Below are 21,428 nucleotides of genomic sequence, written 5' to 3'. Positions count from 1 at the left end.
CAACACCCGAAAAGCGAGCAATATGGCTAACCCACGTTTTATTCATCTTCATGTCCACAGCGATTACTCCATGATTGATGGTATTGCTAAAACCGGTGCTTTAATAAAAAAAGCAGCGAGTTTAGGTATGCCTGCTTTGGGTATTACGGACCACATGAATTTGTGTGGCTTGGTTAAGTTTTATGGTTCGGCGATGGGGGCGGGTGTTAAACCTATTATTGGTGCTGACCTCAAAGTGATTAATCCCCTGTTAGGGGATGAGCCGATGCAACTAACCGTGCTCGCGGCTAACAATGATGGGTATCAGAACCTAACACTACTTATTTCCAAAGCTTACCAACGAGGATATGGCCATCAAGGGCCGACTGTCGACCAACAATGGTTAATTGAACATGCTTCGGGCCTTATCCTGTTATCGGGAGGCTTTAAAGGCGATGTGGGTTATAGCTTATTAAGAGGTAATACTGTCTTAGCGGAACAGTGCCTTGCTTTCTACCAAGAATACTTCCCAAATAATTACTATTTGGAACTTACCCGAACGGGTCGCAATGAAGAAGAGAACTATTTACACAAAGCGCTACAGTTAGCGGTTGATCATCAAGTTCCGGTCGTGGCCAGTAATGATGTGTGCTTCCTCAGCCATCAAGATTTTGATGCGCATGAAATTCGAGTTGCCATTCATGATGGCTACACGCTAGACGACCCCAAACGTCCTAAACTTTATACCGAACAACAATATCTCCGTACTGAAGAAGAGATGTGTGAACTCTTCGCGGATATCCCTGAGGCTTTAGCTAATAGCGTCGAGATTGCTCGCCGTTGCAACGTTACCATCCGTCTTGGCGAATATTTCCTTCCTCAATTTCCTACGGGGGAGATGACCACGGAAGACTTTTTGGTCGCCAGTTCCAAACAGGGTTTAGAAGAGAGACTATTATTCCTCTTTCCTGACGATGAGATTCGTGCTGCTAAGCGTCCAGCCTATGATGAGCGCTTAGAGGTAGAATTGACGGTTATCAATCAGATGGGCTTCCCTGGTTACTTCCTTATCGTGATGGAGTTTATCCAGTGGTCTAAAGACAACGGCGTGCCGGTTGGTCCTGGCAGGGGATCAGGTGCCGGGTCATTGGTGGCTTACGCTTTAAAAATCACTGACCTCGATCCCTTAGAATTTGATCTACTGTTCGAACGGTTCCTTAATCCAGAACGTGTATCGATGCCAGACTTTGATGTCGATTTTTGTATGGAGAAACGTGATTTAGTCATTGATCACGTGGCAGAAATGTACGGGCGAGAAGCGGTTTCACAAATTATCACCTTCGGAACCATGGCAGCGAAGGCGGTTATTCGCGACGTTGGCCGAGTTCTTGGGCATCCCTATGGCTTCGTTGATCGGATTTCAAAACTCATCCCCCCCGATCCTGGGATGACGCTAGAGAAAGCTTTCATTGCCGAGCCTCAATTGCCTGAAATCTACGAGGCGGATGAAGAAGTTAAAGCCCTTATCGATATGGCTCGTAAGCTCGAAGGGGTAACCCGTAATGCGGGTAAACATGCAGGAGGCGTGGTCATCGCGCCTACCAAGATTACCGATTTCGCTCCACTATACTGTGATGAACTTGGCCAACATCCAGTCACTCAGTTTGATAAAAATGACGTAGAGTATGCAGGTCTCGTTAAATTTGACTTCTTGGGCTTACGGACATTAACGATTATCAACTGGGCATTACAGATGATTAATGCCCGGCGTGAGAAACAAGGCGAGCCCCCGATTAATATCGATGCGATTCCGCTCGACGATAAAAAAAGCTTCGACATGCTGCAGCGTGCGGAAACTACCGCTGTGTTCCAGCTTGAATCGCGTGGAATGAAAGATCTTATTAAGCGATTAAAACCCGACTGCTTTGAAGATATGATCGCACTGGTCGCATTATTCCGCCCTGGCCCACTACAGTCAGGAATGGTTGATAACTTTATTGACCGTAAACATGGCCGTGAGGCAATTTCTTACCCGGATATTCAGTGGCAGCACGAAACTTTGCAGCCAGTGCTTGAGCCAACCTATGGCATCATCCTGTACCAAGAACAGGTCATGCAAATAGCACAAGTACTCTCTGGTTACACACTGGGCGGTGCAGACATGTTGCGCCGAGCGATGGGTAAAAAGAAACCGGAAGAGATGGCTAAGCAGCGCTCAGTCTTTAAAGAAGGCGCAGAGCGAATGGGTGTCGATGGCGAATTATCGATGAAGATCTTCGATCTCGTGGAAAAATTTGCCGGTTATGGTTTTAATAAATCCCACTCAGCGGCTTATGCTTTGGTCTCCTACCAAACTTTGTGGTTAAAGGCTCACTACCCAGCCGAATTTATGGCTGCTGTGATGACCGCAGATATGGATAATACAGAAAAAGTGGTTGGGTTGGTCGACGAATGTTGGCGAATGGGCTTAAAGGTCCTACCACCCGATATTAATGCTGGGCTTTATCCATTCCACGTCAATGATGACGGTGAAATTGTTTACGGGATTGGTGCAATAAAAGGCGTTGGTGAAGGTCCAATTGAAGCAATACTTGAAGCGAGGAATCAAGGCGGTTATTTTAAGGAGCTATTTGACCTCTGCGCACGCACGGATATTAAAAAAATTAATCGCCGTGTGATGGAAAAACTGATAATGTCCGGTGCCTTCGACCGTTTAGGACCTCATCGCGCGGCATTAATGAGTGCATTAAATGACGCACTGAAGGCCGCCGATCAGCATTCAAAGGCAGAAGCTACAGGGCAGGGTGATATGTTTGGGGTACTCGCAGAAGAGCCTGAACAGATTGAACAGTCATATGCCAGTATAAATCGATGGCCAGAACAGGTACAGTTAGACGGTGAACGGGAGACATTAGGGTTATACCTTACTGGTCATCCTATTAACCAGTATTTGAAGGAAATCGAACGTTATGTTGGCGGGATGCGTTTAAAAGATATGCATCCCACTGAACGTGGCAAAATAACCGTCGCCGCAGGGTTAGTCCTCGCTGCGAGAGTGATGGTCACTAAACGTGGCAACCGAATTGGTATTTGTACGCTGGATGATCGTTCTGGTCGTTTAGAAGTAATGTTATATACTGACGCGCTAGACAAATATCAGCAGTTACTGGAAAAAGATAAAATTCTGATTGTTAGTGGACAGGTCAGTTTCGATGATTTCTCTGGTGGTCTTAAAATGATTGCAAGAGAAGTGATGGATATTGATGAAGCTCGTGAAAAGTATGCTCGCGGGCTTGCTCTCTCACTAATGGACAGGCAAATTGATGACCAGCTTTTAAACCGTCTTCGACAGGTTCTTGAACCTCACCGTTCAGGCACCATCCCGGTGAATCTCTATTATCAAAGAGACGATGCTCGGGCTAAATTGCGATTTGGGGCAACTTGGCGGGTAACGCCAAGTGATCGTTTATTAAACGATCTGCGTCTCGTCATCGGAACGGAGCAGGTTGAACTGGAGTTTGATTAAAACAGGAACATTATGAGTCTTAATTACCTGGATTTTGAACAGCCTATCGCTGAACTTGAAGCGAAAATTGATTCACTGAAATCCCTTGGCCCTCAAGATGAAAAGCATGACATTAATCTTGATGATGAAATTCAACGCTTGCGTGGCAAAAGTGTCGAGCTGACTAAAAAAATCTTCGCAGATTTAGGTGCTTGGCAAATTGCACAACTCGCGCGTCATCCAATGCGTCCCTATACTCTGGATTATGTGCGTAATGCGTTTGATGATTTCGATGAGTTAGCGGGTGATCGGGCTTATGCAGACGATAAAGCCATTGTCGGTGGTATCGCGCGTTTAGACGGGCGTCCAGTGATGATTATTGGTCATCAAAAAGGTCGCGAGACGAAAGAAAAAATTCGCCGTAATTTCGGTATGCCTGCACCAGAAGGTTATCGTAAAGCACTGCGTCTGATGGAAATGGCCGAGCGCTTTAAAATGCCTATCATCACTTTCATCGATACTCCAGGGGCATACCCAGGTGTCGGGGCTGAAGAACGTGGTCAGGCAGAAGCGATTGCTCGTAATTTACGTGAAATGGCGGGTTTAACTGTGCCGGTTATTTGTACTGTTATCGGTGAGGGCGGCTCGGGTGGTGCATTAGCTATCGGTGTGGGCGATAAAGTTAATATGCTGCAATACAGCACTTACTCGGTGATTTCGCCAGAGGGATGTGCGTCGATTCTGTGGAAAAGCGCAGATAAAGCTCCACTTGCCGCCGAAGCAATGGGTATTACAGCCGATCGTCTTGCCGAACTCGAGCTTATTGATTCAGTGATCCCTGAGCCATTAGGGGGAGCACACCGTCATCCGAAAGAGATGGCTGCAGCCCTTAAAGAGCAATTATTATCGGATTTAGCTGAGCTTGATGAACTTTCTACCGAAGAACTATTAGATCGCCGTTATGAGCGTCTGATGAGCTACGGTTACGCGTAAGTATTAGCTAATAAATAAGGTCGCTTTGGCGGCCTTTTTTTATCACTTTTTATCAGGGTAGAGCGGCTATGCTGAATCTTAAAGGTATCCACCATATCGCGATTATCGCCTCTAATTATCCAAAGAGTCGACATTTCTACTGTGACATACTAGGTCTAGCGCTACTTAACGAAACCTATCGTGCTGAGCGTCAATCTTGGAAAGCAGATCTCGCATTAGGCGGGCAGTACGTCATTGAACTCTTCTCATTTCCTGATGCCCCACCACGCGTAAGTTATCCTGAAGCGTGCGGGTTACGCCATCTTGCCTTCGCTGTTGAAGACCTCGAGCTGGCGAGGCAGTATTTAGCCTCGCATCACATTGCGTGTGAACCGATCCGAATTGATCCACTCACGGATAAGGCTTTCACCTTCTTCAGTGATCCTGATGGCTTACCGCTGGAATTTTATCAAGATGGTAAGTAATTTAACGCTTCGTGGTCATAAAAAGCTTTTGATCGGTTTTAGTGGGGGACTTGATTCCACCGTTTTACTACATCAGCTTTCGCAATTACAAATTACTCAATCGCTCTCCTTACGCGCTATCCATATTCATCATGGATTGAGCGATCATGCAGATCAGTGGTTGGAGCACTGCCAGCGTGTATGTGCCGAGTTAGCGATTCCTTTTTCTAGCCGTAAAGTGCAGCTGGTCGGAGTGAGAGGGGGTATTGAGGCTGAAGCACGAAGTTTGCGCTATGGTATTTTTAAGGAAATACTTGAACCAGATGAAGCGTTGGTGACTGCTCATCATCAAGATGATCAGTGTGAAACTTTTCTCCTCGCGCTAAAACGCGGCAGTGGGCCTACAGGCCTCTCAGCAATGCCATCGGTACGTAGAATCGGGAATAATTGGCACCTTCGTCCGCTGTTAAACGTATCTCGCCAAGAGCTTGAATGCTATGCAATATCCAATCAGTTGTGCTGGATCGACGATGAAAGTAATCAAGATGATCATTATGATCGAAATTTTCTGCGCTTACGTATCTTGCCGCAGCTAATACAGCGTTGGCCACAATTCTCTCGCAGTGTTACCCGCAGCGCGGAATTGTGTGCTGAGCAAGAAAGTTTACTCGATGAGCTGCTAGCTACAGATTTGCAACGATGCGTAGCAGACGACGGCTCAATCGAAATAGGTTATTTAGCAGACGGCACAGAGCAGAAGCGAAATGCTCTCTTGCGGAGGTGGTTGAGCGAAAACGGTTCGCCGGCACCCTCGCGTGAAGCCCTAGCTCGTCTTTGGAAAGAAATAGCGTTAAGCCGTGAAGACGCGACACCACAATTACAGATGGGCGAAAAAACGCTACGGCGTTACCAGCAGCGTCTCTATCTTGGTCGAACCTTTCCCATTTTACGCGGCACCACGGTGCCATGGTCAGAAGTCTCAAGCTCATTGACGCTCCCAAATAGTCTCGGGACCTTAAGCTTGATGGCGGCTAAACACCAATGCGTAGGCTTGCGAGCCCCCACTGAAGAGGAAGTCATTACGGTTCGTTTTGGCCAATCAGCTTATTTGCACCTTATTGATCGTCAGGGTGGAAGAAATCTTAAAAAAATATGGCAAGAGAAGGGTGTTCCCGTTTGGCTAAGAGAAAACATCCCACTTATCTATTTTAACGAGGAGTTGGTCTGTGCACCGGGAGTTTTTATTACACAAACTGGCGTGTCAACGACAGGTGAAGGGTACAGGGTAGTATGGGAGGGGATAGATCCAGAGCTAAAACCATGGATACATTTTAGCTCTGGGGAAGAGACTAGTTTTGAGTAATGGTGATAGTCCCAATTTCTGGGTGACTAAAGCTTTCAATAGCATCTAACCGAACTTCATGTTGCTCACCATGATACTTATACGAAAGATACTCAACTTTTTTTCTCAAGAACAAATCGGCTGCTTCTGCCTTCAACGACTCACCGCTACGTAGGGTGAGTTGAAGTAACAAATGATGTTGGCAGGCGAGTTCCAGATTGTCATAGTCATCACAATTAATGGGCTGATAGGTATCATTGATTGACATAATTGCTCACCTGTAAGTAAATGGCGGATTCCCGCGGGCCTTACACAAACGCAGTACATTGTTGTAATGCGTCACTGAACTTTAAGCTTATGGCAACGTAATATGCCAGACTGTGCTGAGATAATACGAAGAGTTACCCTATGTTGTCACTTTTTATCTTTAGGTTAGCCTAGGCGTTTGTAAGGCGTAATGCAAGTCAGCCCACACATCCTGCTAAATCACAATAGGGCAAAATTGGAGAACTTATGGCGTTAAAAGCCACTATATTTAAGGCTAATGTCGATATTTCAGATCTTGATCGACACTACTATGCAAGCCATACCCTAACCTTGGCACGTCATCCCTCAGAAAACGATGAACGGATGATGTTAAGGTTATTTGCTTGGTGCCTTTACGCCTCAGATCGATTGGAATTTACACGCGGGCTCTCTTCGGGTGAAGAGCCTGAAATTTGGCAACACTACGATCATGGTCGTCCAGAGATATGGATTGAGCTCGGCTTACCTGATGAAAAACGTCTAAAAAAAGCCGTTAGTCAATCGTCAAAGGTGGTGTTGTTTACTTACCAATCCCGTGCTGCTGCGGTGTGGAAGCAGCAGAACTCGGATAAGCTCTCACATTTAAAAAATTTGACCATTTGGCATGCTAGCGACGAGCAATTAATGCAGCTTGCAGCGTTCGCACAACGCAATATGTCGTTACAAGTCACCTTACAAGAAGGCGTAATCTGGCTTTCAGATGGAAGTAATAGCGCAGAAATAGAGTTAGAACTATGGCAGAAAGCAGTGTAATTATTATCAACGCGCAGGAACAGATTGCGAGTACAGAAATCGAAACGTCTGCAATACGTGCGCAAGGAGCGGGTGGCCAAAATGTGAATAAGGTTTCATCCGCCATTCATCTTCGCTTTGATGTGAAAAACTCAAGTCTCACGGACAATGCGAAAAACCTGATTATGAGTAAGCGTCACCATCTATTGACTGAGGATGGAGTGATGGTGATTAAATCACAGAACGCGCGCTCTCAAGAGAAAAATCGGGCCTTGGCGATAGAGCGGCTAAGGTTAGTACTGGCACAATTATTAGTGGTATCAAAAACGCGTAAGGCGACTAAGCCAACAAAGGCTTCTAAACTGCGACGTCTGGATGGAAAAAATCGTGCTTCGACTAAGAAAAACTTACGGGGTAAAGTGAACCTAGATTGATGAATAATGGCCCTCATTATAAGGGCCATCGATAGATGATTAGCGTTTGATTTGAGACAGTAAACGTTCAACAATGGCTTCTGGCGATAACATCTCTTTTTCACCAGTACGGCGATTTTTGTACTCGATTTCATTGTTATCTAAATTGCGATCGCCGATAACAATAGAGTGCGGCACACCAATGAGCTCCATATCAGCGAACATGACGCCTGGACGCTCTTTACGGTCGTCTAAAATCACATCTAGTCCTGCACTACGCAGTTGCTCATAGAGTTTTTCGGCGAGTTCTTGTACGCGGAAAGACTTATGCATATTCATTGGTAAAATTGCAACGTGGAAAGGAGCAATAGCTTCTGGCCAAATAATCCCTCTGTCATCGTGATTTTGTTCAATAGCTGCTGCGACAACACGTGTCACACCGATTCCGTAACACCCCATTAATAGGGTTTGGTTACGACCCTCTTCACCTTGAACGGTCGCTTTCAATGCTTCAGAGTACTTAGTTCCAAGTTGGAAGATATGACCCACTTCAATACCGCGCTTAATGAGCAAGGTACCTTTACCGTCAGGGCTCTTATCGCCAGTTACCACATTGCGGATATCGGCGTAGCGTGCTTCTGGCAGATCTCGTAGCCAGTTAACACCAAACCAGTGTTTACCGTCTAGATTTGCCCCTACAGCGAAATCGCTCATTGCTTTCACGCTGTGGTCAGCAATGATTGGCATCGCTAATCCAATAGGGCCGAGTGAGCCAGGTCCTGCTCCGATAGCGTCACGAATTTCTTGCTCTGTTGCAAAACAGAGAGGGGAGGCAACAACCTCTAACTTCTCGGCTTTTACTTCATTTAATTCATGATCACCACGAATCAACAGCGCCACTAAAGTATGTTCACTCTCTTCTGCTGCTTTGACGATAAGCGTTTTAACCGTTTTATCGATTGAAAGAGAGAATTGCGAAACCAAATCAGCAATAGTCTTAGCATGTGGTGTGTCTTGTTGCATCAAAGCTTGAGAAGGGGCAGCACGTTCGATGGTCGGCGCCACAGCTTCTGCTAATTCAATATTGGCTGCATAATCTGATTGGTCAGAGAAGATGATATCATCTTCGCCACTCTCTGCGAGGACTTGGAATTCGTGAGACGCGCTTCCCCCGATCGAGCCAGTATCAGCTTGCACTGCACGAAAATCTAACCCCATACGACTGAATATCTGGCTGTAAGCACGGTACATGATGTCGTAGGTTTCTTGCAGGGAATCTTGATTGCTATGGAAAGAATAGGCATCTTTCATGATAAATTCGCGTGAACGCATCACGCCAAAACGTGGGCGGACCTCATCGCGAAACTTAGTCTGAATTTGGAATAAGTTTAACGGTAGTTGTTTGTATGAGCTCAGTTCGTTACGAATAAGATCGGTAATCACTTCTTCGTGCGTTGGGCCGAGTACAAAAGGGCGCTCATGGCGATCTTTTATACGCAAAAGCTCTGGACCATATTGTTCCCAACGTCCACTTTCTTCCCATAAGTCGGCAGGTTGTACAACAGGCATTGTCACTTCTATGGCACCCGCGTTTTCCATTTCCTCACGGACGATTTTTTCGACTTTACGTAAAACGCGAACACCGGTCGGTAACCAAGTATATAAGCCTGAAGCAAGTTTACGGATCATCCCTGCACGAAGCATTAACTGATGACTGATAACTTCAGCATCAGAAGGTGTCTCTTTGAGCGTTGAAAGTAGATATTGAGTAGTGCGCATTAATAAGGTTCCAGTTGAACGGAAAGCTGTTTTAGTGAGTAGTATATAGTTTATCAGTGAGTGAATGGCGTAAAAAGCCTATTTCATGGGCTCAATTGCAATCACTTCTGTTCCCATCGGTGTTACCCGCCAGCGTACAGTAAAATCACTTAAACTGGCAGCATAAAAATGAGCGTCATCTTGGTGGCGGCGGTACGCTGGACGAGGATCTTGAGCTAGGACTTGTTGGATAAATTCAGCCAAGTCTGGATGACTGTGTTGATAACACAATAAATGCTGCTCTGCCGCATCCGAAAAATAAACCTGCATACTGGCTTCTGGGGGCGATTGTGCATAGCCTGCACGAGCATCAGGTAAAGATTCGGCAAAAGGTAAATAGGGTTTAATATCGACAATTGGCGTACCATCCACCAGATCAACACTCCCTAACTCAAGGATAAGGCGCTTTTTGTCATGGCGAATGCCTTTGAACTCGACGAGAGACATACCAATGGGATTTGGTCTAAACGTGGAACGGCTCGCCAAGACACCAATCTTGTCGTTGCCGCCAAGTCGAGGGGGACGAACAAGTGGCTTCCACCCTTGTTGCTGAGTTTGATGAAAGATAAAAAGCAGCCATAGATGGCTGAAATTTTCGATACCACGAACCATATCATGGTGATTATAAGGAGCGATAAGCTCCAGCTCAGCCCCCATTGCCGTGACTAACCCTGGTTGACGGGGAACCGCAAATTTCTCCTTCCAAGGTGAGTGAATCGTTCCAATTTGCGCTAAAGAAAATGCATTCATTGTGAGACTTTTAGTGCTGAACCTTGGCAAACTGCTTCACGGTAACACCCAGAGTTAGTCGAAATGACTTCACATTGGTGAACAAGGACTGCATTGGCCTTTAACGATGAGGCTTTAACCTGCATACGCTTACGTGCGGTATTGAGATTTGGCGGCGAGCTTTGAGCATTTGCTTGGCAGTCTTCACCGGAGACTTCACCTAAATCACGAAATGGCTTATTAATAAGGTCAGCAGGATTCGTATAAAGTTGTACCGGCGTCACTCTGTGTACAGTTTTACGGCCTTTTTCTTGATGTAGCGTCTGGGACTTTTCGGGGAAAGGCTCAACGGGTTTGTATTGAGTTGTACAACCGACAAGTCCGACAACTACCATACAGAGTGGTAATAAGCTAAAACGCATTGAATCTTCCTCACTCAACTTTTCATTAGAGGGTTAGCATACAGGTATCGACGCCTATTGAAAAAAGAAAGGCGACTCGCGTCGCCTTTACTTACTATATTAACAGTATTTACCAACCTTTAATGGCACCACCGTTAAAAATTTTATCTGCGGCTTGTTCAACCTGATCTGATTGATAAGCTTTGATAAATTTCTTAACGTTATCGGCATCCTTATTATCTTCGCGAGTCACGATAAGATTTGTATAAGGAGAGTTTTTATCCTCAGTAAATAAGCCATCCTTCACAGGAGTTAGGCCGATCTGGCTTGCAAAGGTTGTATTAATCACGGCGATGGCAATTTTATTATCGTCTAGCGAGCGTGGAAGTTGTGGCGCTTCTAATTCAACAATCTTAAGATTTTTAGGATTCTCTGTAATATCTAAAGAGGTTGGCAGTAGCCCAACATCATCTTTCAATTTAATTAATCCGACCTTTTGTAATAACAGCAATGAACGCCCTAAATTCGTTGGGTCATTCGGTACGGCAATTTGAGCTCCGTCTTGCAGTTGATCTAAAGACTTAATTTTTTTCGAATAACCTGCGATAGGATAAACAAAGGTTTTCGCCACCGCGGTAAGTTTATATCCGCGATCTTTAATTTGCTGATCCAGATAAGGTTTATGCTGGAAAGCATTGGCATCAATATCACCTTTACTCAACGCTTCGTTGGGTAGCACATAGTCAGTGAATGGGACAAGTTCAACATCGAGGTGATATTGATCTTTAGCAACCTTCTGAGCAACTTCTGCTACTTGCTGTTCAGCACCGGCAACGACACCGACTTTGATATGGTTAGGATCTTGTTGCGCTTTCTGGTCACAACCAACTAAAGCTAATGTTGCAACAACCGCGCTGAGAGTGGCCAATTTTTTTAGTGTAAAAGTCATGGGATTTCCTTAATTATTATCGAGACAAATTACTATTTATGAGTGACGAGCCTAACAACACGATCGCCGATAAGTTGGATGAGATACACCAAAATAACCAGCAATACCAAAACCGTATTCATGATGGTCGCGTTATAGCCAATATAGCCATATTGGATACCAATTTGACCTAAACCGCCAGCACCAACCGCACCACCCATCGCAGAATAGCCCACTAAAGTAATCAACGTGATAGTTGCAGCATTAATAAGACCCGGTAACGCTTCAGGTAAAAGAACCTTACGGATAATTTGTAGGGGTGTCGCGCCCATTGAACGAGAAGCCTCAATGAGGCCAGAAGGAAGTTCAAGAAGAGCATTTTCGACCATACGCGCAATAAAAGGTGCTGCGCCAATGGTTAAGGGTACTATTGCTGCCTCGAGTCCTATTGAGGTTCCTACCAGCGCGCGGGTGAACGGGATCATCCAGACAAGCAAGATGATAAATGGTACTGATCTAAAAATATTCACCACCGCAGAGATGATGCGATAAAGCAGTTGGCTCTCTTTTATCTGTCCGGGACGAGTAATATAGAGCAGCACCCCCACTGGTAGGCCAATAACGAATCCAAAAAAGCCAGAGACAAAGGTCATGACTAAGGTTTCCCAAATACCGCCCGCTAGCAGCCAAATTATTGCCTCAGACATAGCCTAATACCTCTGTTTTCACTTGTTTTTGTTGTAGCCACTCGATGGCTTGTTGACACTGCTGTTGTTCGCCCGCGATTTCGGTAAGCATAATGCCGAATTTCACGCCACCGGCGTAATCCATCTGCGCGCTAATAATATTACAGTCGACATTGAAGCGACGTGAGACATCAGACAGTAGCGGTGCATCAACGGATTGCCCAGTGAACTCGAGTCTAATCAGCGGAACTTTGCCCGCCTCAGCTGAACGTGCAAGACGCTGCTGATAGTCTTCAGGAATATCGAGATGAAGGGTCGATTGAATAAATTGCTGTGCTAAAGGGGTTTTAGGGTGCGAAAACACCTCGCTCACTTTATCATTCTCAATCAACTCGCCCTTACTGATGACGGCGACTTGATCGCAGATGCGTTTAACGACGTCCATTTCGTGAGTGATGAGTAGGATAGTGATCCCTAAACGGCGATTGATATCTTTGAGTAATTCTAAGATAGAGCGGGTCGTTGCCGGATCAAGGGCGCTGGTGGCTTCATCACAGAGCAGCACTTTAGGATCACAAGCTAGTGCTCGAGCTATCGCGACACGTTGTTTTTGACCCCCCGAAAGATTCGCTGGACGAGCATCGTGCTTATCCGCGAGTCCAACTAATTCGAGCAGTTCAGTGACGCGCTTCTTAATATCAGCTTTGGAATGGTTTTCCAGCTCAAGAGGTAAAGCAACGTTACCGAAAACGGTACGCGAATTGAGTAAATTAAAATGTTGGAAAATCATTCCAATTTCACGTCGAGCCAAGGTCAACTCGTGGGCATTTAGTGTGGTGAGATCACGATCGTCCACAATCACTTTACCAGAGGTCGGCCGTTCAAGAAGGTTGACGCAACGAATCAAGGTACTTTTCCCTGCTCCAGATGCTCCAATCACACCATAAATTTGCCCTTGTGGGACATGAAGCGTGACATCTTTCAAGGCCTGTATAGTCAGATTTCCCTGTTGAAATCGCTTAGTTATATTTTCGAGTTTTATCATTATAGTATTTTACTTAGTGTCATTATGCCGCTGAAGTATGGGACCAAAATCAATTGGTAATTAGCTGGATGTTAAGCTATCTAGACGGCTAAATCAATCCGGCCTTTTATCTTATAAAGAAAAGGACCACTAATATCTAATCCTCTTCTATATAGAGATGAGGTAATGAAGTGATACCGTATTGATGAGACTTGCTTAAATGCAGGATACGCTAAATAGACTTGGCCTGATTTGAAGAGTGGTGACGGAGCAAAGACAGTGATCATTAGATAGCGTTCGTGCGATAATGATTCCTTGACTGTAATGGAGTAATTTTTTGTTATGAAACCCGCAATTTTTTTAGACCGTGATGGCACGATTAATCTTGACCATGGTTATGTACACTTGAGTGATGACTTTCAATTTATTGAGGGTGTTATTGACGCGTTGGTTGAATTAAAGAAAATGGGTTACCTACTCGTTCTCATTACTAACCAGTCAGGAATCGCAAGAGGGCTATTTACGGAAGACCAATTTATGCATTTAACAGAATGGATGGATTGGTCACTTGCGGATAGAGGCGTTGATTTGGATGGGATCTATTATTGCCCTCACCATCCACAGGCAACCATTGAAGAATATCGACAAGATTGTGAGTGTCGTAAGCCTAAGGCAGGAATGTTTATGGATGCGAAAGCTCAGCTTGATATCGATATGAGCGCGTCTTATATGGTGGGGGATAAACTGGAAGATATGTTGGCAGCCTCTGCAGCAGGTGTTGCTCATAAAATCTTAGTAAGAACAGGTAAGGATGTCACCCCAGAGAGCGAATCTGCTGCCGACGTAGTGCTAAATAGTCTCACTGACTTGCCCAAGTATCTCACTAAACGGTAGTAAACGCCGGCTTTATCTACATAATGCTTGAACTTTGAACGCTTGAGCGTTTTTTTTAAAAAAAATGCTCAAAGGGTATTGCGCCTTTTTCGGAACTCCCTATAATGCGCATCCACTGACACGGCAAAGCACGACACGCAGCGCGGTGACAGGGACTGAGCGATTCGGTCCAGGAGAAAAAATCAAAATAATGATTGACTCCTGAGGTGAAGCGAGTAATATACGCCACCTCGCGACAACGAGTTAAAACGTTGATTCGCAATGCTCTTTAACAATTTATCAGACAATCTGTGTGGGCACTCGCAGGATTGATATCACAAAAAAACTTTGTAGTATCAAGTCTTGAAGAGTGACACTGAAAATTCATTTACGAATAACAGAATAATTTCTTTGAGCATCAAACTTTAAATTGAAGAGTTTGATCATGGCTCAGATTGAACGCTGGCGGCAGGCCTAACACATGCAAGTCGAACGGTAACAGAGAGTAGCTTGCTACTTTGCTGACGAGTGGCGGACGGGTGAGTAATGTCTGGGGATCTGCCTGATGGAGGGGGATAACTACTGGAAACGGTAGCTAATACCGCATAATGTCGCAAGACCAAAGCGGGGGACTTTCGGGCCTCGCACCATCGGATGAACCCAGATGGGATTAGCTAGTAGGTAGGGTAATGGCTTACCTAGGCGACGATCCCTAGCTGGTCTGAGAGGATGACCAGCCACACTGGAACTGAGACACGGTCCAGACTCCTACGGGAGGCAGCAGTGGGGAATATTGCACAATGGGCGCAAGCCTGATGCAGCCATGCCGCGTGTATGAAGAAGGCCTTCGGGTTGTAAAGTACTTTCAGTCAGGAGGAAGGGTGTGAAACTAATACTTTCATGCATTGACGTTACTGACAGAAGAAGCACCGGCTAACTCCGTGCCAGCAGCCGCGGTAATACGGAGGGTGCAAGCGTTAATCGGAATTACTGGGCGTAAAGCGCACGCAGGCGGTTTGTTAAGTCAGATGTGAAATCCCCGGGCTCAACCTGGGAACTGCATTTGAAACTGGCAAGCTTGAGTCTTGTAGAGGGGGGTAGAATTCCAGGTGTAGCGGTGAAATGCGTAGAGATCTGGAGGAATACCGGTGGCGAAGGCGGCCCCCTGGACAAAGACTGACGCTCAGGTGCGAAAGCGTGGGGAGCAAACAGGATTAGATACCCTGGTAGTCCACGCCGTAAACGATGTCGACTTGGAGGCTGTTCCCTTGAGGAGTGGCTTCCGGAGCTAACGCGTTAAGTCGACCGCCTGGGGAGTACGGCCGCAAGGTTAAAACTCAAATGAATTGACGGGGGCCCGCACAAGCGGTGGAGCATGTGGTTTAATTCGATGCAACGCGAAGAACCTTACCTACTCTTGACATCCAGAGAATTTAGCAGAGATGCTTTAGTGCCTTCGGGAACTCTGAGACAGGTGCTGCATGGCTGTCGTCAGCTCGTGTTGTGAAATGTTGGGTTAAGTCCCGCAACGAGCGCAACCCTTATCCTTTGTTGCCAGCACGTAATGGTGGGAACTCAAAGGAGACTGCCGGTGATAAACCGGAGGAAGGTGGGGATGACGTCAAGTCATCATGGCCCTTACGAGTAGGGCTACACACGTGCTACAATGGCGCATACAAAGAGAAGCGACCTCGCGAGAGCAAGCGGACCTCATAAAGTGCGTCGTAGTCCGGATTGGAGTCTGCAACTCGACTCCATGAAGTCGGAATCGCTAGTAATCGTAAATCAGAATGTTACGGTGAATACGTTCCCGGGCCTTGTACACACCGCCCGTCACACCATGGGAGTGGGTTGCAAAAGAAGTAGATAGCTTAACCTTCGGGAGGGCGTTTACCACTTTGTGATTCATGACTGGGGTGAAGTCGTAACAAGGTAACCGTAGGGGAACCTGCGGTTGGATCACCTCCTTACCTGTAAGATACATTGCTGCGTAGTGCTCACACAGATTGTCTGATGAAAATTAAAGAGAGCAGTAAACATCTGCAGGCTTGTAGCTCAGGTGGTTAGAGCGCACCCCTGATAAGGGTGAGGTCGGTGGTTCAAGTCCACTCAGGCCTACCAAATTCATCCTCACGCTGTGTTGTAACGCCACTCGCATACTGATGTATGCTTCGTAACGTTACGCCTTGCTTGAGAATGAATTGCTTCGGTAACTCTGATGTTTGCAAAATCGATGGGGCTATAGCTCAGCTGGGAGAGCGCCTGCCTTGCACGCAGGAGGTCAGCGGTTCGATCCCGCTTAGCTCCACCATCTTCAGTATCTCACTGAAAATAAAATTATCTTAAAGCTGACTTACGAGTCGTCTTTAAGATATTGCTCTTTAAAAATCTGGAAACAAGCTGATAAATTGAAAACACTGAATAATGAAAATTATTCGGAGTCTCTCAAAGACTTTTGCAGTCTACAGCGTCTAAGACGTCTGTGGGTTGTGAGGTTAAGCGAATAAGCGTACACGGTGGATGCCCTGGCAGTCAGAGGCGATGAAGGACGTGCTAATCTGCGAAAAGCGTCGGTAAGGTGATATGAACCGTTATAGCCGACGATATCCGAATGGGGAAACCCAGTGTGTTTCGACACACTATCGTTAACTGAATACATAGGTTAACGAGGCGAACCGAGGGAACTGAAACATCTAAGTACCTCGAGGAAAAGAAATCAACCGAGATTCCCCTAGTAGCGGCGAGCGAACGGGGAGGAGCCCAGAGTCTGCATCAGTCAGTGTGTTAATGGAACGGTCTGGAAAGTCCGGCGATACAGGGTGATAGCCCCGTACATGAAAATGCACTGATTGTGAGCTCGAAGAGTAGGGCGGGACACGTGGTATCCTGTCTGAATATGGGGGGACCATCCTCCAAGGCTAAATACTCCTGACTGACCGATAGTGAACCAGTACCGTGAGGGAAAGGCGAAAAGAACCCCGGCGAGGGGAGTGAAATAGAACCTGAAACCGTGTACGTACAAGCAGTGGGAGCACGCCTTGAGCGTGTGACTGCGTACCTTTTGTATAATGGGTCAGCGACTTATATTTTGTAGCAAGGTTAACCGAATAGGGGAGCCGCAGGGAAACCGAGTCTTAACTGGGCGTTAAGTTGCAAGGTATAGACCCGAAACCCGGTGATCTAGCCATGGGCAGGTTGAAGGTTGGGTAACACTAACTGGAGGACCGAACCGACTAATGTTGAAAAATTAGCGGATGACTTGTGGCTGGGGGTGAAAGGCCAATCAAACCGGGAGATAGCTGGTTCTCCCCGAAAGCTATTTAGGTAGCGCCTCGTGAACTCATCTTCGGGGGTAGAGCACTGTTTCGGCTAGGGGGCCATCCCGGCTTACCAACCCGATGCAAACTACGAATACCGAAGAATGTTATCACGGGAGACACACGGCGGGTGCTAACGTCCGTCGTGAAGAGGGAAACAACCCAGACCGCCAGCTAAGGTCCCAAAGTCATAGTTAAGTGGGAAACGATGTGGGAAGGCCCAGACAGCCAGGATGTTGGCTTAGAAGCAGCCATCATTTAAAGAAAGCGTAATAGCTCACTGGTCGAGTCGGCCTGCGCGGAAGATGTAACGGGGCTAAACTATGCACCGAAGCTGCGGCAGCGACACTATGTGTTGTTGGGTAGGGGAGCGTTCTGTAAGCCGTTGAAGGTGAACTGTGAGGTTTGCTGGAGGTATCAGAAGTGCGAATGCTGACATAAGTAACGATAAAGCGGGTGAAAAACCCGCTCGCCGGAAGATCAAGGGTTCCTGTCCAACGTTAATCGGGGCAGGGTGAGTCGACCCCTAAGGCGAGGCTGAAAAGCGTAGTCGATGGGAAACAGGTTAATATTCCTGTACTTGGTGTTACTGCGAAGGGGGGACGGAGAAGGCTAGGTTATCCGGGCGACGGTTGTCCCGGTTTAAGCGAGTAGGCTGATAGTTTTGGTAAATCCGGACTATCTTAAGGCTGAGACGTGATGACGAGGTTCTACGGAACTGAAGTAATTGATGCCATGCTTCCAGGAAAAGCCTCTAAGCTCTAGGTAACATTGAATCGTACCCCAAACCGACACAGGTGATCAGGTAGAGAATACCAAGGCGCTTGAGAGAACTCGGGTGAAGGAACTAGGCAAAATGGTGCCGTAACTTCGGGAGAAGGCACGCTGGCGCGTAGGTGAAGGGACTTGCTCCTGGAGCTGAAGCCAGTCGAAGATACCAGCTGGCTGCAACTGTTTATTAAAAACACAGCACTGTGCAAACACGAAAGTGGACGTATACGGTGTGACGCCTGCCCGGTGCTGGAAGGTTAATTGATGGGGTTATCCGTAAGGAGAAGCTCTTGATCGAAGCCCCAGTAAACGGCGGCCGTAACTATAACGGTCCTAAGGTAGCGAAATTCCTTGTCGGGTAAGTTCCGACCTGCACGAATGGCGTAATGATGGCCAGGCTGTCTCCACCCGAGACTCAGTGAAATTGAAATCGCTGTGAAGATGCAGTGTACCCGCGGCAAGACGGAAAGACCCCGTGAACCTTTACTATAGCTTGACACTGAACATTGAGCCTTGATGTGTAGGATAGGTGGGAGGCTTTGAAGTGTGGACGCCAGTCTGCATGGAGCCAACCTTGAAATACCACCCTTTAATGTTTGATGTTCTAACGTAGACCCGTGATCCGGGTTGCGGACAGTGTCTGGTGGGTAGTTTGACTGGGGCGGTCTCCTCCCAAAGAGTAACGGAGGAGCACGAAGGTTAGCTAATCACGGTCGGACATCGTGAGGTTAGTGCAAAGGCATAAGCTAGCTTGACTGCGAGAGTGACAGTTCGAGCAGGTGCGAAAGCAGGTCTTAGTGATCCGGTGGTTCTGAATGGAAGGGCCATCGCTCAACGGATAAAAGGTACTCCGGGGATAACAGGCTGATACCGCCCAAGAGTTCATATCGACGGCGGTGTTTGGCACCTCGATGTCGGCTCATCACATCCTGGGGCTGAAGTAGGTCCCAAGGGTACGGCTGTTCGCCGTTTAAAGTGGTACGCGAGCTGGGTTTAGAACGTCGTGAGACAGTTCGGTCCCTATCTGCCGTGGGCGTTGGAGAATTGAGGGGGGTTGCTCCTAGTACGAGAGGACCGGAGTGAACGCACCACTGGTGTTCGGGTTGTCATGCCAATGGCATTGCCCGGTAGCTAAGTGCGGAAAAGATAAGTGCTGAAAGCATCTAAGCACGAAACTTGCCCCAAGATGAGTTCTCCCTGACTCCTTGAGAGTCCTGAAGGGACGTTGAAGACTACGACGTTGATAGGCTGGGTGTGTAAGTGCAGCGATGCATTGAGCTAACCAGTACTAATGACCCGTGAGGCTTAACCTTACAACGCCAGAGGCGTTTTGGAATGAGAGATTTATCAGCGCGTTGACAGATTAAAGAATAAGAAGGTAAGCGAATATATTCGGTTACTTAACAAGAATTGCGAAGTAAAGTCCAAAGGATTTTAGGCTAAGACAAGGCGGCCAGCGTAATGAGTGAAGGAGCATACACGGGTATGTGACTGAGCGTCATAAGCGCAGCAAACGCAGTATTAGCGTAAAAGACGAAGGACAGAGCACAAAGAATTTGCCTGGCGGCACTAGCGCGGTGGTCCCACCTGACCCCATGCCGAACTCAGAAGTGAAACGCCGTAGCGCCGATGGTAGTGTGGGGTCTCCCCATGCGAGAGTAGGGAACTGCCAGGCATCCAATAAGTCAAAAAGGCCATCCTAACGGATGGCCTTTTTGCGTTTGTTATCATTCTGCATCTATAATTATTGATTAATTTCCCATCTATCGAAAACAATACTTTACTTTGTTTTTCAACCTCTTATTCTGATTAGTCACATAAATAAAAAGTCTAATAAATAGGGGTCCCGCTATGACCAGAGAAAGGGTGATGTCACCAACAAGCACACTGAGTGATATCCAGAGAATTAAAGCTATTGTGGGCGCCTCATCAGGAAACTTAGTCGAATGGTTCGACTTTTACGTATATTCCTTTTTCTCTATTTATTTTGCACATATTTTCTTTCCCAAGGGCGATGCGACAACACAGTTACTTCAAACAGCTGGAGTCTTTGCAGCCGGTTTTCTAATGCGGCCGATTGGTGGATGGCTGTTTGGATTTATTGGCGATCGATTTGGCCGTAAAAAATCGATGCTGATATCAGTGTATATCATGTGTTTTGGGTCGTTAGTCATCGCTTTTTTGCCTGGATATAACCAAATTGGCTTATTCGCGCCAATCCTTTTATTGATTGTAAGAATGTTGCAAGGTCTCTCTGTTGGTGGGGAGTATGGTACTAGTGCGACTTATATGAGTGAAGTCGCGACGGAAGGAAAAAAAGGATTTTACGCCTCATTTCAATATGTCACATTGATCGGTGGGCAACTGATGGCAGTGCTAACTGTCGTAATCTTACAGCAGCTTATCGATAATGAGGCGTTGCGTGCTTGGGGTTGGCGTATCCCTTTCTTGATAGGTGCAGCGCTGTCTATCGTGGCACTATGGTTGAGGAAATCGTTACATGAAACCAGCGATGATACGCAGCGTACTGATAAAAATGCTGGTAGCTTAACCTACCTTCTTCGTCATCATTGGCGTCCTTTTATTAAAGTTATTGGTATAACAGCAGGGGGATCATTAAGTTTCTATACCTTTACGACCTATATGCAAAAATACCTGATTAATAGTGTTGGCTTAGACGCTAAAGTCAGCAGCCTGCTTATGACTGGAGCTTTATTACTATTTATGGTACTTCAACCTATTGCCGGAGCGTTATCAGATAAAATAGGGCGTAAGGCATCAGTGATCATTTTTGCGATAGGGCTAATGCTATTCACTGTACCTATTATGGTTTATTTAACGTCTGTTTCGAGTTTAGTCGTGATTTTCCTGCTCATATTTATTGCGTTAGTCATCTGTAGTTTCTATACAGCAGTCAGTGGATTATTAAAAGCTGAGCTATTCCCGCCGCAGCTACGCGCATTGGGAGTGGGACTCCCTTATGCTATAGGTAACGCCATATTTGGTGGGTCTGCTGAGTTTGTTGCACTGGGATTGAAGCAAAAAGGAATGGAATCAAGTTTCTTTTGGTATGTCACGGCAATGGCAATCGTCGTGTTAGTAATAAGTATGAGTTTACCGAATAAAAAAGCGGTAGAGAAACTGTAAACTTCAAAGGGTCTGCCAGCT

General features: G+C 46.4%; 15 protein-coding genes, 2 tRNA genes and 3 rRNA genes. 13 read left to right on the top strand and 7 right to left on the bottom strand.

The window, feature by feature from the left end; translation table 11 throughout:
• Window positions 1-22 precede the first annotated feature (22 nt).
• The 4 genes from dnaE (at window position 23) to tilS (ending at window position 6,283) form a co-directional block, all read left to right on the top strand.
• Window positions 23-3,505, top strand: a complete 3,483-nt coding sequence (gene dnaE / locus QJR74_RS11420) for a DNA polymerase III subunit alpha (protein WP_304371972.1) — start codon at window positions 23-25, stop codon at window positions 3,503-3,505.
• 12 nt (window positions 3,506-3,517) lie between these two features.
• A complete protein-coding gene (accA, locus tag QJR74_RS11415; protein ID WP_304371971.1) occupies window positions 3,518-4,477 on the top strand; it encodes an acetyl-CoA carboxylase carboxyl transferase subunit alpha in 960 nt (319 codons plus the stop codon).
• Window positions 4,478-4,545: 68 nt separating this feature from the next.
• Window positions 4,546-4,941: a VOC family protein gene (locus QJR74_RS11410; RefSeq protein WP_304371970.1), complete on the top strand. Its 396-nt coding sequence runs from the start codon at window positions 4,546-4,548 to the stop codon at window positions 4,939-4,941.
• On the top strand, window positions 4,931-6,283 hold the full coding sequence (gene tilS / locus QJR74_RS11405; protein WP_304371969.1) for a tRNA lysidine(34) synthetase TilS: 1,353 nt from the start codon (window positions 4,931-4,933) through the stop codon (window positions 6,281-6,283). Before QJR74_RS11410 ends, tilS begins: the two co-directional genes overlap by 11 nt.
• Here tilS and rof read toward each other — a convergent pair.
• The gene (gene rof, locus QJR74_RS11400) at window positions 6,270-6,530 is read right to left on the bottom strand and encodes a Rho-binding antiterminator (RefSeq protein ID WP_048911577.1); all 261 of its coding nucleotides are present in this window, start codon (window positions 6,528-6,530) and stop codon (window positions 6,270-6,272) included. The two genes, tilS and rof, sit on opposite strands and share 14 nt — an antisense overlap.
• 245 nt (window positions 6,531-6,775) lie before the next feature.
• Between rof and QJR74_RS11395 the strand changes: the two genes are divergently transcribed.
• Window positions 6,776-7,321: a YaeQ family protein gene (locus QJR74_RS11395; RefSeq protein ID WP_304371968.1), complete on the top strand. Its 546-nt coding sequence runs from the start codon at window positions 6,776-6,778 to the stop codon at window positions 7,319-7,321.
• Window positions 7,303-7,734, top strand: a complete 432-nt coding sequence (gene arfB, locus QJR74_RS11390; RefSeq protein ID WP_304371967.1) for an alternative ribosome rescue aminoacyl-tRNA hydrolase ArfB — start codon at window positions 7,303-7,305, stop codon at window positions 7,732-7,734. The genes QJR74_RS11395 and arfB overlap by 19 nt, the downstream gene beginning before the upstream one ends.
• Window positions 7,735-7,773: 39 nt before the next feature.
• On the opposite strand, the gene proS is transcribed toward arfB, so the two are convergent.
• The 6 genes from proS to metN all read right to left on the bottom strand — a co-directional run bounded on the left by proS (window position 7,774) and on the right by metN (window position 13,320).
• On the bottom strand, window positions 7,774-9,492 hold the full coding sequence (proS, locus tag QJR74_RS11385) for a proline--tRNA ligase (RefSeq protein ID WP_304371966.1): 1,719 nt from the start codon (window positions 9,490-9,492) through the stop codon (window positions 7,774-7,776).
• A gap of 78 nt (window positions 9,493-9,570) precedes the next feature.
• The gene (gene tsaA / locus QJR74_RS11380) at window positions 9,571-10,281 is read right to left on the bottom strand and encodes a tRNA (N6-threonylcarbamoyladenosine(37)-N6)-methyltransferase TrmO (RefSeq protein WP_304371965.1); all 711 of its coding nucleotides are present in this window, start codon (window positions 10,279-10,281) and stop codon (window positions 9,571-9,573) included.
• Window positions 10,278-10,682: an Rcs stress response system protein RcsF gene (gene rcsF / locus QJR74_RS11375; RefSeq protein ID WP_304371964.1), complete on the bottom strand. Its 405-nt coding sequence runs from the start codon at window positions 10,680-10,682 to the stop codon at window positions 10,278-10,280. Before rcsF ends, tsaA begins: the two co-directional genes overlap by 4 nt.
• Window positions 10,683-10,791: 109 nt before the next feature.
• Window positions 10,792-11,610, bottom strand: coding sequence for a MetQ/NlpA family lipoprotein (locus tag QJR74_RS11370; protein WP_304371963.1), 819 nt, complete (start codon window positions 11,608-11,610; stop codon window positions 10,792-10,794).
• 32 nt (window positions 11,611-11,642) lie between these two features.
• A complete protein-coding gene (locus tag QJR74_RS11365; RefSeq protein WP_304371962.1) occupies window positions 11,643-12,296 on the bottom strand; it encodes a methionine ABC transporter permease MetI in 654 nt (217 codons plus the stop codon).
• Window positions 12,289-13,320 (bottom strand): methionine ABC transporter ATP-binding protein MetN, encoded by a 1,032-nt coding sequence (gene metN / locus QJR74_RS11360; protein WP_304371961.1) that lies wholly within the window; start codon window positions 13,318-13,320, stop codon window positions 12,289-12,291. Before metN ends, QJR74_RS11365 begins: the two co-directional genes overlap by 8 nt.
• Before the next feature lie 321 nt (window positions 13,321-13,641).
• On the opposite strand from metN, the gene gmhB reads away from it, so the two are divergent.
• The 7 genes from gmhB (at window position 13,642) to QJR74_RS11325 (ending at window position 21,407) form a co-directional block, all read left to right on the top strand.
• A complete protein-coding gene (gene gmhB, locus QJR74_RS11355; RefSeq protein WP_304371960.1) occupies window positions 13,642-14,193 on the top strand; it encodes a D-glycero-beta-D-manno-heptose 1,7-bisphosphate 7-phosphatase in 552 nt (183 codons plus the stop codon).
• Window positions 14,194-14,599: 406 nt separating this feature from the next.
• Window positions 14,600-16,142: ribosomal RNA gene (locus tag QJR74_RS11350) — 16S ribosomal RNA — on the top strand.
• A 74-nt stretch (window positions 16,143-16,216) separates the two neighbouring features.
• Window positions 16,217-16,293: transfer RNA gene (locus QJR74_RS11345), tRNA-Ile, on the top strand.
• A gap of 114 nt (window positions 16,294-16,407) precedes the next feature.
• Window positions 16,408-16,483, top strand: a tRNA-Ala gene (locus QJR74_RS11340).
• A gap of 182 nt (window positions 16,484-16,665) precedes the next feature.
• A 23S ribosomal RNA gene (locus QJR74_RS11335) occupies window positions 16,666-19,573 on the top strand.
• 246 nt (window positions 19,574-19,819) lie between these two features.
• Window positions 19,820-19,935: ribosomal RNA gene (gene rrf, locus QJR74_RS11330) — 5S ribosomal RNA — on the top strand.
• Together the 16S, 23S and 5S rRNA genes with 2 tRNA genes alongside form the textbook arrangement of a ribosomal RNA operon.
• Window positions 19,936-20,129: 194 nt before the next feature.
• Window positions 20,130-21,407: an MFS family transporter gene (locus QJR74_RS11325; protein WP_304371959.1), complete on the top strand. Its 1,278-nt coding sequence runs from the start codon at window positions 20,130-20,132 to the stop codon at window positions 21,405-21,407.
• The last annotated feature ends 21 nt before the right edge of the window (window positions 21,408-21,428 follow it).

Source organism: Tatumella ptyseos (assembly GCF_030552895.1).
Lineage (GTDB): Bacteria > Pseudomonadota > Gammaproteobacteria > Enterobacterales > Enterobacteriaceae > Rosenbergiella > Rosenbergiella ptyseos_A.
Note: the sequence above shows the minus strand (reverse complement) of the source record. Positions and strands in the feature narration are given on the sequence as shown.

Excerpts from the sequence above, each read along its gene's own strand:
- proS (WP_304371966.1), bottom strand. The coding sequence starts at position 9,492 with ATGCGCACTACTCAATATCTACTTTCAACGCTCAAAGAGACACCTTCT.
- gmhB (WP_304371960.1), top strand. The coding sequence starts at position 13,642 with ATGAAACCCGCAATTTTTTTAGACCGTGATGGCACGATTAATCTTGAC.
- QJR74_RS11395 (WP_304371968.1), top strand. The coding sequence starts at position 6,776 with ATGGCGTTAAAAGCCACTATATTTAAGGCTAATGTCGATATTTCAGAT.
- metN (WP_304371961.1), bottom strand. The coding sequence starts at position 13,320 with ATGATAAAACTCGAAAATATAACTAAGCGATTTCAACAGGGAAATCTG.
- tsaA (WP_304371965.1), bottom strand. The coding sequence starts at position 10,281 with ATGAATGCATTTTCTTTAGCGCAAATTGGAACGATTCACTCACCTTGG.
- QJR74_RS11370 (WP_304371963.1), bottom strand. The coding sequence starts at position 11,610 with ATGACTTTTACACTAAAAAAATTGGCCACTCTCAGCGCGGTTGTTGCA.
- accA (WP_304371971.1), top strand. The coding sequence starts at position 3,518 with ATGAGTCTTAATTACCTGGATTTTGAACAGCCTATCGCTGAACTTGAA.
- tilS (WP_304371969.1), top strand. The coding sequence starts at position 4,931 with ATGGTAAGTAATTTAACGCTTCGTGGTCATAAAAAGCTTTTGATCGGT.
- QJR74_RS11365 (WP_304371962.1), bottom strand. The coding sequence starts at position 12,296 with ATGTCTGAGGCAATAATTTGGCTGCTAGCGGGCGGTATTTGGGAAACC.
- rcsF (WP_304371964.1), bottom strand. The coding sequence starts at position 10,682 with ATGCGTTTTAGCTTATTACCACTCTGTATGGTAGTTGTCGGACTTGTC.
- QJR74_RS11410 (WP_304371970.1), top strand. The coding sequence starts at position 4,546 with ATGCTGAATCTTAAAGGTATCCACCATATCGCGATTATCGCCTCTAAT.
- rof (WP_048911577.1), bottom strand. The coding sequence starts at position 6,530 with ATGTCAATCAATGATACCTATCAGCCCATTAATTGTGATGACTATGAC.
- dnaE (WP_304371972.1), top strand. The coding sequence starts at position 23 with ATGGCTAACCCACGTTTTATTCATCTTCATGTCCACAGCGATTACTCC.
- QJR74_RS11325 (WP_304371959.1), top strand. The coding sequence starts at position 20,130 with ATGTCACCAACAAGCACACTGAGTGATATCCAGAGAATTAAAGCTATT.
- arfB (WP_304371967.1), top strand. The coding sequence starts at position 7,303 with ATGGCAGAAAGCAGTGTAATTATTATCAACGCGCAGGAACAGATTGCG.